Source organism: Streptomyces sp. NBC_00637, from assembly GCF_045161545.1.
Taxonomy (GTDB): domain Bacteria; phylum Actinomycetota; class Actinomycetes; order Streptomycetales; family Streptomycetaceae; genus Streptomyces.
In genome coordinates, this window is sequence record NZ_CP109046.1 from 1,403,372 (window position 1) to 1,415,684 (window position 12,313).

A 12,313-nucleotide genomic window follows, 5' to 3' on the forward strand; every position below is an offset into this window, starting at 1 on the left:
AGCGCTCGCTACGATGCCTGACTATGACCGCTGTCATAGCACCGGGAAAGGCGGCCGCCATGCAGGTCGGAAGCGTCGGATTCATCGGTCTGGGTGTGATGGGCCGCCCCATGGCCCTGCGGCTGGCCCGCGCGGGGACGCCCCTGGTGGTGTGGAACCGTACGGCGGGCCCCGCCGAAACCCTGCGCGCGGCCGGCGCCGAGGTCGCGACGGATCCCGCCGACGTGTTCGCGCGCACCGACGTGGTCGTCCTCATGCTGGCCGACGGGTCCGCCGTCGACGCCGTCCTCGGCCGCGGCACCCCGGACTTCGGCGCGCGGGTGTCCGGGCACGTGGTCGTCACCATGGGCACGACCTCACCGGAGTACTCGCGCGCGCTGGAGGCCGACGTACGCGCGGCGGGCGGCCGGTACGTCGAGGCGCCCGTCTCCGGCTCGCGGGTCCCGGCCGAGCAGGGGCGGCTGGTGGCGATGCTGGCGGGCGAGGAGGAGGCCATGGACGTCGTCCGGCCGTTGCTCGCCCCGATGTGTCACGAGACGTTCCGCTGCGGCCCGGCGCCCGGCGCGCTGCTGATGAAGCTCGCGGTGAACCTGTTCCTGATCACGCAGGTGACCGGTCTCACCGAGGCGTTCCACTTCGCGGAGCGGCAGGGGCTGGACCGGCGGCTGTTCCTGGACGTCGTGGCCGCCGGCCCGCTGGCGAGCGGGGTCTCGCGGATGAAGGCGCCCAAGCTGCTGACGGCCGACTTCGCGGTGCAGGCCGCCGCGCTGGACGTCCTGGAGAACAACCGCCTGATCGCCGACGCCGCACGGGCCTCGGGCCTCGCCTCCCCGCTCCTCGACACCTGCCACGCCCTGTTCGAGGAGACCGTGGCCCTGGGTCACGCGGGCGCGGACATGATCGCCGTCCTGCGCGCGCTGGAAGCCCGCAGCGACGGCGACGCCCGCGCCGGAGGCGCCCGGGCCGGCGGCCGAGCCTCGCCGGACACCCGCGGGACTGTCCGCTAACCGGCGTCGGCGCCCTGGGGAATGCCGTACGCCCGCTCGACGCGCAGACGCAGCACCAGGCGGCGGTCGCGGACCATGGCGGCGCGGTAGTCGTCCCAGTCGGGATGCTCGCCCATCAGGTCGCGGTAGAGACGGACGAGTTCCTCGACGGTGGCGTCATAGGGGTCCTTCGCGACCGGCGAGAGCTCGGCGGTGCCCTCGGCGACCGTGTAGGCACGCCGGTCGGAGGCGGTGACGTGGTACGACGCCCGGGGGTCGCGCCGCAGGTTGCGGGTCTTGGCGCGGTCGTCCGTGACGGAGATCCGGATGACCCCCTCGTCCGGGTAGTAGCGATGGCTGACGTTCGACAACTGGGGGCGACCGTCGCGCTTGAGGGTGACCAGCACCCCTCCACGGTCGTCGGAAAGCAGGGCGAGCAGCGCGTTCTGCGTCGTGTCCTGGGTCATGTCGACACAACGGGCACCGCCCCGGCCCGCATTCCCCGCCCCCCCCCGTGTGCCGTACTCCCCTCTGCCTCGACCCGCCGGCCTTCCTCGACCCGTCCGCCGTCTCGCCCGGCCTCACCTCACCTCGCCCGGGCCCGTGCATCAGTAGACACTGTCTACCCCCTCCTGGTAGACAGTGTCTATGAGCGACTTCGAGAAGGCACACCCCGAGAAACCGGATCCAGGGAAGCCGGATCCAGGGAAGCCGGACCCCGATCTGCGGACCCGGCTCGTCGACGTCGGCGTGGACCTGGTCTCCCGGGAGGGCGCCGGCGCGCTCACCCTGCGGGAGATCGCGCGCCGGGCCGGCGTCTCGCACGGTGCGCCCCGCCGCCACTTCCCCACCCATCTGGAGCTGCTGTCGGCCATCGCCCACCGCGGCTTCGCCCAATTGGGCGCCCGGGTCACGACGACCCCCGGCTTCGGCACCGCGAGCCCCCGTGAGCAGCTGAACCGACTGGCGCGCACCTACCTGGAGTTCGCGTCGGACAACCCGGGGATGTACGAACTGATGTTCCGTCACGATCTGCTGGAGAGCGGCCACTTGCGGTTGCGGGACACCAGTCTTCCCCTGTTCGGCGTGCTGGTGGAACTGGTCGGCCGGGTCCGGCCCGGCAGCGACGCCCGCTCTGTCGCGGGCGCGTTGTGGGCGAACCTGCACGGCATCGCCCAGCTCTGGAGCTGGGGAAGTCTCCAACTCGCCACGGGGACCGACGACTTCGTACCCCTTCTGCGGACCGCCCTGGACGCGCATCTCGGTCCGGAGAACGGTCGGTGAGCCGCTCCCGCACCCTGCCCCTCACGCTGGCCGGCAGCGTGGCCGGTGCCATGGTGGTCGCCCTGGACGGCACCGTGCTCACCGTCGCGCAGCCCAGCATGCGCCGCGACCTGGGCGCCTCCTTCACCCAGGTCCAGTGGACCAGCACCGGGTATCTCGTCGCGGTGGCGGGCCTGTTGGTGTTCGCCGGGCGGCTCGGGGACCGCTACGGACACCGGCGCACCTTCGCCCTGGGCATGCTCGGCTTCGGCGCCGCGTCGGCGGGCATCGCGCTGGCGCCCGACGTCGGCTGGGTGATCGCGCTGCGGGTCGTGCAGGGGGTGTTCGGAGCGCTGCTGCAACCGGCCACGCTGGGGATGCTGCGGGCCGCGTATCCGCCCGAGCGGCTGCGCACGCCGATCGCCGTGCGCACCGCGTCCATCGGGGTGGCCGCGGCGGCCGGGCCGGTGGTGGGCGGTGCGCTGGCCACCGAGTTCGGCTGGCGGGCCGTGTTCCTGCTCAACATCGTGCCGACGGTGGTGTTCGGCCTGCTCGCCGTCACCGCCCGGGACCGTCGGGATCCTCCCCGTACCCGCCCGGCCGCCGGCGTCCCGCTCGACCTGCCGGGTGCCCTGCTGCTCGCCGTCGCCCTGGCCTGCCTCGTGCACACCCTGGTCACCCTCCCCGGCGTGACCTGGTCGGCGCCGGTCGCCCTCCTCGCCGGCGCCGCCTTCGTACGGCACGAGCGCCGGACGAGTTCCCCGCTGCTGCCGCCGGAGGTCGTGGGTTCCCGGGCGGTGGGCGGCGCGCTCGGCGTGCTCGTCATCGCGTCCGCGGCCCTCAACGGCGGACTGCTGACCTGCGTCTACGTCCTCCAGGACGACCTGGGGCTGACCCCACTGCGCAGCGCGCTGCTGAGCCTCCCGCTGGCCGCGCTGCTGGTGGCCGCCGCTCCCGCCTCCGCGGTCCTGCTGCGCCGGTCCGGCGCCCGCGTCACGGTCGCCGGCGCCATGGCCGTCCTCGCCGCCGGTCTCCTCGTCCTCGCCCGTGCTTCGGCGCCGGCCGGTCTCTGTGCCGGGTTCGCGCTGGTGGGCGCGGGCTTCGGCGCCGTGATGGTCGCGGCGACCCATGTCGTCGTACGGCAGGCCCCCGCGGAGTCGGCCGGGGTGGCCGGCGGGTTGCAGCAGACCGCGATGAACGTCGGGCCGGTGCTGGGCGTGGCTTCGGCGACCGTGCTGATGGACCTCGGCGCGGCGCGCTCGCCCCTGGTCGTGTTGGCGCTCGTGGCCGCGGCGGCGCTGCCGGTCTGCCGGGCGCTGCCAGGTGTTCCGCGTCCCGTCCCGGATGCCCTCACGACAGGCACCCCGGCAGGCGGGAGCGACGCAACGCACACAGGTCACGGCGTCGAAAGGGGTCCGCACACGCATTCCCTGCGCGACCATGAGGTCTGAGGGCGTCCGGGCGGGGTAGGCCGGGACCGCACCTTGAACGAGCGCACCGGAGGAGAACGATGGCACTGCTGCGGCAAGAGGTCGATCCGAGCGAGGTCGGACTGGACGCGAAGGCCCTGGACCGTCTCGACCAGCACGTCGCCCACTTCGTCGACGAGGGGCGCCTGCCCGGGTTCCTCCTGGCCGTCTCCCGTGGCGGCCGGGTCGCCCACCTCACGACGCACGGCCACCGCGACATCGCCGCCGGACTGCCCGTCGAGGCCGACACCCTCTACCGGATCTACTCGATGACCAAGCCGGTCACCTCGGTCGCCGCGCTGATACTGGTCGAGGAGGGCCGGCTGAGCCTCGACGACCCGGTCGCCGACCACCTTCCGGCCTTCGCCGACCAGCGGGTGTACGCGGGCGGCTCGGGCGCCGGCCTCACCACCCGCCCGGTCGGGCAGCCCCTGCTCGTGAGACATCTGATGACCCACACCGCGGGCCTGACCTTCGCCTTCTACCACTGCCACCCGGTCGACGCCCTGTACCGCGAGGCCGGTCTGGAGTCGGCGGTGCTGCCGGGCTCCGACCTGGCCGCGACGGTGGAGGCGTACGCGCGGCTGCCGCTCCAGTTCGAGCCGGGCACGCAGTGGAACTACTCGGTGGCCACCAACGTCCTCGGGCGGATCATCGAGGTCGTCTCCGGCCGTCCGCTGGACGAGTTCGTCGACGAGCGGATCTTCCGCCCGCTGGGCATGCCGGACGCCGGCTTCCAGGTCACGGACGAGCAGGCCGGCCGGCTGGCCGAGCTGTACGGCGACGCCGAGGGCGGCGGTATCGAGCGGATCCCGGGCCTGCCGCTGTTCGGCCGCCCCCGGTTCCTGTCGGGCAGCGGCGGCATGGTGGCGACCGCGTACGACATCCACCGTTTCAGCGAGCTGCTGCGCCGGCGCGGGGAGCTCGACGGCGTACGCCTGCTCCGGGCCGAGACGGTCGACCTGATGACCCGCAACCATCTCCCCGGCGGCGCCGACCTGCGTACCTTCGGCAGCCGGCCCGCCCACGACGAGCCCGGCAACGACGGCGTCGGCTTCGGTCTCGGGGTCTCGGTGGTGACCGACCCCGGCCGCACCCAGGCCCCCTCGGGGCTCGGCACGTACGGCTGGAGCGGTGTCGCCACGACGACGTTCTGGGTCGACCCGAGCCACGATCTGACCGTCCAGTTCCTGACCCAGCTGCGGCCGAAGAGGTCCCTGAAGCTCTACCCCGAGCTCAAGCGGCTGGTCCACGAGGCGATCACCCACCGGCCCGTGGTCAGTCCTCGACCCGCAAGGTGAACTCGATTCCCTGGTCGCCGAGTTCGGCAAGCCATGCCTCGGAGCGCGGCGCCGTCTCGGCCGCCCGGCTCAGCCCGGGTGGCAGGGCGCCGTCCAGGATGTGCCGGACACCCAGAGCCAGCGGCCTGGAGACACAGCGCGCCATCGCGCTCTCCTCCTCGTCGCCCTCCAGGTCCAGGACGTAACTCCCGGACCACGCGGCGCCGTCGGCGGCGCCTTCGGCCCGGCCGTCCGCGTCGCCCGTAGCGTTCCCGCCCCCGTCCCCCTCCCTGTCCCCAGGCACGTGCACCTCCAGCGACACGGCGAGGACCACGCGGTCGCGGTCGGTTTCCGTGGTGGGGTGTGCGGCCGCCAACTCCTGGGCCAGCGCGGCGATCCTGGCGTCGTCGCCCGCCTTCAACTCGTCGAACACCGCGTCCCAGGCGCGCAGCCAGCCGTCCGGACGCAGGGTTCCGCGCACGAAGGTCAGCGGCTTCCACGCCCGCGGCAGCCCGTACTGCCCGATGAACGGCACGCTGTCGCGGTTGGGATAGACCTCGAAGGCCTCGCCGTCGACGAGGTGCTCCCGCGTGGCCTCCCAGGGCCGGCCGACCACGGTCTCGGTGCCGTCCTCGATGTAACGCGCCGGTGAGCGCAGGGCGTTGAGGACGCCGAGTGGAGCCCAGCTGAAGCGGTACCTGAAGTCGTCGGGGACGGCCGGGATGCCTCCGCAGTACGAGGTGAGTCGGTACGAGGCGGCCGTGTCGTCGCCGACCGCCTGCCGGGCGCGAGCCACCAGGCTGTGCGCGAAGAGGTGGTCGACACCCGGGTCGAGACCGGCCTCGGTGAGCACGACGAGCCCGGCCCCGGTGGCCGCGGGCACCTGCTCCAGCACCGCGTCGGAGACATAGCTGGAGCACGCGAAGTGGGCCCGCCGGGTCACGCAGGCCGCCAGCAACGCCGCGTGATCGGACGCGGGAAGCATGGACACCACGACGTCCCCGGGGGCCAGCCGGGCCGTGAGCGCGTCGAGGGTGTGGGCGAGCGGTTCGGCGCGGCCGGTCAGCCCCAGCCGGTCGAGCGCCTCGGCCGCCCGCTCCGCCGTGCGGTGCCACAGCCGTACGCCGTCGGTGTGCGCGCAGAGGGCGGCCAGGCCGCTGCCCGTGGAGAGACCGGCGCCGACCCAGTGGACGGTGCCGGTCGCCGGAACGAGGTCAGGCACGGCCGGACTCCGCTTCTGTCACGCCGAGTTCGCGGGAGGCTCGGCGGAAGCGCTCCAGACAGCGGCCCCACGGTCCGCCGACGCCCACACCCACGCCCACGTCCGCGTCCGCGTCCGCGCCGAAGTCCAGCAGGTGGGGTGTCAGGTCCGCCGAGAAGTCGACACTGGACTCGCGCGGCAGCAGGGACGGCAGGTTGTCGATGGCGATCAGGTCGAGCGGGGGCTCCTTGCGCAGCCGGCGCACGGGGTCCGTCCACTCGGTGGTGCGGTCGTACACCGGCAGGACGTTCAGGGGCGAGCCCACGTCGCAGGTGACGTCGGAGAGGGTGCGCAGCCGGCGGCCCGGTCGGTCGAGGTCCTCCTCGCGGACGAACGGCGGCACGGGGGTCGTGGCGAGGACGCAGTTGACCAGCACGTCGTGGGCCAGCAGGGCGGCCCGGTCCAGATCGCCGGTCTCCGCCACGTCCCAGCAGGTGGGGTCGGCTCCGGCGGTGGCGAACGCGGCCCGCGCACCCCGGCCGCTGCGGCCCAGGGCGCCGACGACGAGAGCGGTGAACTCCTCGTCACCGGGTGCCGGGCGCAGCCTCCCGTCCAACTCGTCCTTGTCGGTGGGGCGCAGAGGGGAGGTGAGCCGGCCCTGGTGCTGGAGGACGGCCAGGGCCGCGCCCAGGTAGCCCGCCCAGAAGCCGAAGGCGGCGAGACGGCGACCGTCGTCGTCGACCAGGTACTCCAGATCCAGGAGCGCCCCTCCCCCGGCGGCGAACCGGCGCAACAGGGCTGCGGCGCCCGGCTGTCGCTTGTAGGCGTGCCCGAAGAAGATGTGACGGTGGACCAGTTCGGCGGGCTGGTCCGGGAGTTCCTTCAGACCGAGCACGACCGCCTCGGGCGGCGCGGACTCCCAGGAGCCCGCGGGCACGATCCGGGCGCCGACGGCCTCGTACTCCCGGGTCGGGAAGACGCGCTGCGGGGAGTCCTCGACGGTCAGTTCCACGCCGGCCTCGACGAGGCGGCGGGCGTCGTCGGGGACGACCGGGGTGCGCCGTTCGGTGGTGCGGGTCTCGTGCCGCAGCCACAGGTGCGGTTCGGTCATACGCGGTTGGCCTCCGGACGCGGGGCGTCGGCCGCGAAACGGTCGGCGCTCAGGGGGGTGACGTCCACGAAGGGTACGCGGCCGAGAATCAGGTCGCGGACGACCTCGCCGACGGCGGGCCCCTGGAGGAAGCCGTGACCGGAGAAGCCGGTCGCATACAGAAAACGGGATACCGAAGACGCCTCGCCGATCAGCGCGTTGTGGTCCGGGGTGACCTCGTACAGCCCCGCCCAGCCACCGGTGCGGCGCAGGTCGAGGAGAGCGGGGGCGCGCTGCTCCATGGCCGCGGTGAGGCGGGGGATCCACCGGTCGTGGCTGTCGGTGGCGAAACCCGGCCGTTCGTCGGGGTCGGACATGCCCACCAGCAGACCGGGGCCCTCGCCGTGGAAGTAGAGGCTGCTGGTGAAGTCGATGGTCATGGGGAGGTCCGGCGGCAGACCGGGGACCGGTTCGGTGACGGCGATCTGGCGGCGCAGCGGCCGCACCGGCAGCTCCACACCGGCCATCGCGCCGACCGCCCCGGACCAGGCGCCGGCCGCGCAGACCACCGTGTCGGTGGTGACGCGGCCGAGGGTGGTCCGCACGGCGGTGATCGTGGCGCCCCGGCGTTCGATGCCGGTGACCGCGGTGTGCCGCAGGATGCGTGCCCCGTACCGGCGGGCGGCGGCCGCGTACCCGTGGACGACGGCCTCCGGGGTGCAGTGTCCGTCGTCGGGCGAGAACGCGGCCGCGCGTAACCCGTCGGTGCGGATCAGCGGGGAGAGGCGCCGCGCCTCGGCCGGGTCGATCATGCGGCTGGGCACCCCGAGCGCGTTCTGCAGCCGCACCCCCGCCTCGAAGGAGGCGACCTCCTCGGGCGTGGTCAGCAGGAAGAGGTAGCCGACGCGGCGCAGCCCGATGTCGTATCCCGTCTCCTCCTCGAACCGGCCGAAGGACTCCAGGCTGCGCGCCCCGAGCTGGATGTTCAGCTCGTCGGAGAACTGGGCGCGCACCCCGCCGGCGGCTTTCGAGGTCGAGCCCGCGCCGAGTTCGTCGCGCTCCACCAGCAGGACGTCACGGACGCCGGCGGCGGCGAGGTGGTAGGCGATGCTCGTGCCCATCACCCCGCCGCCGATGACGACCACCGAGGCATGTGTGTTCACCCTGCGGCTCCTTGTCACGGCGGCACCGGCCCGTACGCCGGGACCGGGGCTGTCGTACGGCCATGGCCGCCGTGATCCCTACCCGTCGGGGCGGCCGTCCCAAGCGCGCTCAGGACCAGTGGGCCACGGCGTCCAGGTGGGGCAGCCGGTGGTCCAGGCGCTCCCGCTTGGTGCGCAGGTAGGTGATGTTGTTCTCGCACGGCTCGATCAGCAGCGGGACCTCCTCGGCGACCCGGATGCCGTTGTCGACCAGCGCCTCGCGCTTGCGCGGGTTGTTCGACATCAGGCGGACGGAGTCGACGCCCAGGTCGCGCAGGATGTCGGCGGCCACCTTGTAGTCGCGGGCGTCGACCGGGAAGCCGAGCGCGACGTTCGCCTCGACGGTGTCCAGGCCCTCCGCCTGCAACGCCATCGCCCGCAGCTTGCCGAGCAGCCCTATGCCCCGGCCCTCGTGCCCGCGCAGATAGACGACGATGCCGCGGCCCTCGGCGACGACCGCCCGCAGCGCGGACGCCAGCTGGTCGCCGCACTCGCAGTGCTGGGAGCCGAAGGCGTCGCCGGTCAGGCACTCCGAGTGCAGCCGGGTCAGTACGTCCTCGGTGCCGATCTCGCCGTAGACCAGGGCGACTTGCTCGTCCCCGCGGTCGTGGTCCATGTAACCGACGGCCTGGAATTTCCCGTACACGGTGGGCAGGGGTGCATTCACCACGCGTTCCACACCGGTGCGCTGCGGGGTCTTCGTGCCGAGTACGCCAATTTTTTCTGTCATGATCTGGTTCCTAAGCAGAGACGAAGGGCCGGGAAGAAATGAGTGGTTCGGAAATACGGTCGGCGGCGTACGGACTGGTACCGGCGGACACCACCGAAGACGTACGGACCCGGGGCGCCGGCGTCCCGACGCAGGTGGCGGTCCTGCCGGTCGGAAGTTTTGAACAGCACGGACCGTACCTGCCGTTGGCCACCGACACACTGGTCGCCTGTGCCATCGCCGGGGAGATCGCCGGGGCGTACCCGGTGCACCTCCTCCCGCCGGTGACCATCGCCTGCTCGCACGAGCACGCGGCCTGGCCGGGAACCGTCAGCATCTCCTCCGTGACCCTTCACGCGGTGGTACGGGACATAGCGGCGTCGCTGCGCCGCTCGGGCGTCGAGGCCTTGGTGCTGGTCAACGGACACGGCGGGAACTACGTCCTGGGCAACGTCGTCCAGGAGTCGTCCGCCGCGGGTGAGCGGATGGCGCTCTTCCCGGCCCCGGAGGACTGGGAGGCGGCGCTGGGGCGGTCCGGGGTGTCGACCTCGCTGCTCACCGACATGCACGCCGGGGAGATCGAGACCTCGATCCTGCTGCACGCCCACCCCGAACTCGTCCGGCCCGGTTACGAGTCGGCCGATTTCGTCGCGGACGACCGCCGTCATCTGCTCACGCTGGGAATGTCCGCCTATACCGATTCGGGCGTCATCGGCCGTCCTTCCCTGGGGTCCGCGGAAAAGGGAAAGGAACTCCTGGCGAGCCTCACGGATTCCTTCGGCGCGTATTTCTCCTTGCTGACCGCGGGAACTCCGACGGCTTCGGGAACCGAAACCCGTACGGCCGCGACGGATGCGTCCGACGCCGGTGAGGATGACGGAACGGGTGCCTCGGCGTCGTCGTGACGCCGCTCGCCGGGCCGGGGTCCCGTCTCTTCGGCGGTCCCGGCCCGCAGCCCCGCGTACCAGCGGGCGACCAGCACGACCGCACCCGGCAGCGCCGCGACGAAGCTGAGCACGCCGTACACGACGGCCACCGCGAGACCGGTGCTCGCGCCGAGCCCGGCGGCGCCGAACGCCCAGGCGGTGACTCCCTCGCGCGGGCCCCAGCCGCCGACGTTCAGCGGCAGGCCCATGGCGAGCAGGGCGAGGACGGCGATGGGCAGCAGCTCCAGGACGGAGGCGTCGGAGCCGGCGACCCGCGCGGCCACGACGAACATCCCGAGATGCCCGGCCAGGACGACCGCCGAGGACACGGCGACGCCGGGCCCGTTGCGCCGCGACAGCAGTCCCTCGCGCGCCTCGGCCAGCCCCGCCCGCAGCCGGCCGCCACGCCGAGGTGCCGAGGAGTTCATCCGGACGGCGAGGACGACGGCGAGCGCGCCCACGCCGGCCAGGAGGACCAGCGGGGCGATGTGCCGTACGTCCTGCATGACCGGGGAGGGCAGGGTCAGCAGGACCGTTACGCCTGCGACGGCCAGCACGAGCTGTCCCGCGGTGCGCTCCAGGACCACGGCCCGCACGCCGCGTCCGACGTCACCGGCGCTCTGGCCGTGCCGTACCGCACGGTGCACGTCGCCGAGGACGCCGCCGGGCAGGGCCGCGTTGAGGAACAGGGCCCGGTAGTAGTCGGCGACGGCCGGGCCGAGCGGCAGCCGGATCCGCAGCCCGCGGGCCACCAGCGCCCACCGCCAGGCGCTGAACACCGTGGTGACGGCGCCGATGCCGAGCCCCACCAGCAGCGTGGGCACGTCGATCCGGCGCAGTCCGTCCATGAAGACGCCGGTGCCCAGCCGCCACAGCAGCACACTCAGGATGACGACTCCGGCGACCGTGCCGACGTGCGTGCGCAGGGCACGGCTGCCGAGCAGCGCGCGCAGCCGGGAGGGCCTCTTCGCCCGCGGCTCGGTCACGATGACACCGATCCGGGCCCCGGACACCGCGGCGCCGGTGCGGGCCGCCGAGGGGCTGCGCGGGGGGCGGCGGGCGACCACCCTGGCTCCCTCGGTCCACCCGGCGGACGGCGCGGCCGTCACCCGGGGGCTCACCGTCTCCGCGCTCATCGGCCTCCGCCCGTCGGCCGGGCCAGTGCCAGCAGGTCGCTGTGGTGCACGGTGACCTGGAGTTCGCCCGCGGCGCAGGCCGCCAGCCGGGCGGCCAGGTAGGCCTCGGCGCGCTCGGCCAGTGCGGGGCGCTCCTCCACGGCCGCGCCGACCCAGCCGCGCAGCCACTGGGCGGTCAGGCCCATGTTCTCGGGGCCGAGCCGCCACGCGCTCGGGTGCACCTTGACGGTCGCGCCGTGGGCGGCGAACGCCTCGCAGGCCACGGCCACCGAGTCGGGGCCGAGGAGGCCGCCGCGCCGCTGGTGGTCGTTGAAGGCGGCGGCGATCTCGTCGTCCAGCGGGTCCGGCGCGCTGAGTTCGACGCGTCCGGCGACCGAGAGGGTCAGCAGCGCCGGGCAGCCGGCGCCCGCACAGGCCGCGGCGAGCGTCTCGACCTCTTCGCGGGTGAGGACGTCCAGCAGCGCGGACGCGGTGACCAGCGAGGCGCCGAGCAGGGCGTCCGGGGTGAGCCGGGCGACGTCGCCGCGCCGGGTCTCGACGGTGACCCGGCTGCCGTCGGCGGCCGCCCGCGGGGAGGCGACGGCCGCGAAGTGCAGGAGGTAGGGGTCACGGTCGTGCAGGATCCAGTGCTGGGCGCCGTCCAGCCGGGGGGCCAGCCAGCGGCCCATCGAACCGGTGCCGCACCCCAGGTCGTGGATGGCAAGCCCGCCGCGTCCGGGCAGGTTGGCGAGCCGGATCCGCAGCGGGTCCAGCAGCTCCATCGACCGGGCGGCGGCGTCGGCGGGCTCGCGCAACTCCAGCCACTCGGGGGCGTAGCGGGGCTGCTCGTCCGGCCCGATGTCCCGCAGCCGCACGGTGGGCCGCTCGCCGGCCGCGTTCACCGGCCCGGCGCCGGCGATCACGCCGGACATCGCGTCGTCGCCGCCGGAACCCGCGCCCTCCGGCGCGCCCGCGGAAGCCGACGGCTGCGACACGGACTGCGCGGCCGGTGCCACCGCGCGTGCCGCGGAGCCGACGTCGGGGATCAGGGACTCCACCACGGAACCAGCCT

Annotated in this window: 11 protein-coding genes and 1 pseudogene; 5 read left to right on the forward strand and 7 right to left on the reverse strand. The window is 73.7% G+C overall.

All coding sequences use genetic code 11. From position 1 onward, the window contains the following. The first annotated feature begins 23 nt into the window (after window positions 1-23). Complete coding sequence (locus tag OG440_RS06085; RefSeq protein WP_406005801.1) at window positions 24-1,007, forward strand: NAD(P)-dependent oxidoreductase; 984 nt, start codon at window positions 24-26, stop codon at window positions 1,005-1,007. Here OG440_RS06085 and OG440_RS06090 read toward each other — a convergent pair. After that, window positions 1,004-1,453 (reverse strand): TIGR03618 family F420-dependent PPOX class oxidoreductase, encoded by a 450-nt coding sequence (locus tag OG440_RS06090; protein ID WP_406005802.1) that lies wholly within the window; start codon window positions 1,451-1,453, stop codon window positions 1,004-1,006. The genes OG440_RS06085 and OG440_RS06090 overlap by 4 nt on opposite strands. A gap of 181 nt (window positions 1,454-1,634) precedes the next feature. Here OG440_RS06090 and OG440_RS06095 point away from each other — a divergent pair, with 181 nt between their 5' ends. The 3 genes from OG440_RS06095 to OG440_RS06105 are packed head-to-tail and all read left to right on the forward strand — an operon-like array spanning window position 1,635 to window position 5,019. Beyond that, complete coding sequence (locus OG440_RS06095; RefSeq protein ID WP_406005803.1) at window positions 1,635-2,270, forward strand: TetR/AcrR family transcriptional regulator; 636 nt, start codon at window positions 1,635-1,637, stop codon at window positions 2,268-2,270. A 50-nt stretch (window positions 2,271-2,320) separates the two neighbouring features. After that, complete coding sequence (locus OG440_RS06100) at window positions 2,321-3,700, forward strand: MFS transporter (RefSeq protein WP_406011265.1); 1,380 nt, start codon at window positions 2,321-2,323, stop codon at window positions 3,698-3,700. A gap of 59 nt (window positions 3,701-3,759) precedes the next feature. Further along, the gene (locus tag OG440_RS06105) at window positions 3,760-5,019 is read left to right on the forward strand and encodes a serine hydrolase domain-containing protein (RefSeq protein WP_406005804.1); all 1,260 of its coding nucleotides are present in this window, start codon (window positions 3,760-3,762) and stop codon (window positions 5,017-5,019) included. Here OG440_RS06105 and OG440_RS06110 read toward each other — a convergent pair. From OG440_RS06110 to ribA, 4 genes are all read right to left on the reverse strand, one after another. Beyond that, window positions 4,997-6,220, reverse strand: a complete 1,224-nt coding sequence (locus tag OG440_RS06110; RefSeq protein ID WP_406005805.1) for a saccharopine dehydrogenase family protein — start codon at window positions 6,218-6,220, stop codon at window positions 4,997-4,999. The genes OG440_RS06105 and OG440_RS06110 overlap by 23 nt on opposite strands. After that, window positions 6,213-7,310, reverse strand: coding sequence for a saccharopine dehydrogenase (locus OG440_RS06115; protein WP_406005806.1), 1,098 nt, complete (start codon window positions 7,308-7,310; stop codon window positions 6,213-6,215). Before OG440_RS06115 ends, OG440_RS06110 begins: the two co-directional genes overlap by 8 nt. Continuing rightward, on the reverse strand, window positions 7,307-8,452 hold the full coding sequence (locus OG440_RS06120; RefSeq protein WP_406005807.1) for an NAD(P)/FAD-dependent oxidoreductase: 1,146 nt from the start codon (window positions 8,450-8,452) through the stop codon (window positions 7,307-7,309). The genes OG440_RS06115 and OG440_RS06120 overlap by 4 nt, the downstream gene beginning before the upstream one ends. Before the next feature lie 109 nt (window positions 8,453-8,561). Beyond that, window positions 8,562-9,221: a GTP cyclohydrolase II gene (gene ribA, locus OG440_RS06125; protein WP_171400499.1), complete on the reverse strand. Its 660-nt coding sequence runs from the start codon at window positions 9,219-9,221 to the stop codon at window positions 8,562-8,564. A 38-nt stretch (window positions 9,222-9,259) separates the two neighbouring features. Here ribA and OG440_RS06130 point away from each other — a divergent pair, with 38 nt between their 5' ends. After that, on the forward strand, window positions 9,260-10,105 hold the full coding sequence (locus OG440_RS06130; RefSeq protein ID WP_406005808.1) for a creatininase family protein: 846 nt from the start codon (window positions 9,260-9,262) through the stop codon (window positions 10,103-10,105). A gap of 143 nt (window positions 10,106-10,248) precedes the next feature. On the opposite strand, the pseudogene OG440_RS06135 reads toward OG440_RS06130, so the two are convergent. Both OG440_RS06135 and OG440_RS06140 read right to left on the reverse strand, forming a co-directional pair. Further along, a pseudogene (locus OG440_RS06135) lies at window positions 10,249-11,262 on the reverse strand (YbhN family protein); the annotation flags it as partial. Then, window positions 11,259-12,173 (reverse strand): SAM-dependent methyltransferase, encoded by a 915-nt coding sequence (locus tag OG440_RS06140; RefSeq protein ID WP_406011266.1) that lies wholly within the window; start codon window positions 12,171-12,173, stop codon window positions 11,259-11,261. The gene OG440_RS06140 and the pseudogene OG440_RS06135, both read right to left, overlap by 4 nt. Window positions 12,174-12,313 lie beyond the last annotated feature (140 nt).

Bases quoted from the DNA above. Each gene is read 5' to 3' on its own strand.
- OG440_RS06085 (WP_406005801.1), top strand. From the start codon at position 24: ATGACCGCTGTCATAGCACCGGGAAAGGCGGCCGCCATGCAGGTCGGA.
- OG440_RS06090 (WP_406005802.1), bottom strand. From the start codon at position 1,453: ATGACCCAGGACACGACGCAGAACGCGCTGCTCGCCCTGCTTTCCGAC.
- OG440_RS06130 (WP_406005808.1), top strand. From the start codon at position 9,260: ATGAGTGGTTCGGAAATACGGTCGGCGGCGTACGGACTGGTACCGGCG.
- ribA (WP_171400499.1), bottom strand. From the start codon at position 9,221: ATGACAGAAAAAATTGGCGTACTCGGCACGAAGACCCCGCAGCGCACC.
- OG440_RS06095 (WP_406005803.1), top strand. From the start codon at position 1,635: ATGAGCGACTTCGAGAAGGCACACCCCGAGAAACCGGATCCAGGGAAG.
- OG440_RS06100 (WP_406011265.1), top strand. From the start codon at position 2,321: ATGGTGGTCGCCCTGGACGGCACCGTGCTCACCGTCGCGCAGCCCAGC.
- OG440_RS06115 (WP_406005806.1), bottom strand. From the start codon at position 7,310: ATGACCGAACCGCACCTGTGGCTGCGGCACGAGACCCGCACCACCGAA.
- OG440_RS06140 (WP_406011266.1), bottom strand. From the start codon at position 12,173: ATGTCCGGCGTGATCGCCGGCGCCGGGCCGGTGAACGCGGCCGGCGAG.
- OG440_RS06105 (WP_406005804.1), top strand. From the start codon at position 3,760: ATGGCACTGCTGCGGCAAGAGGTCGATCCGAGCGAGGTCGGACTGGAC.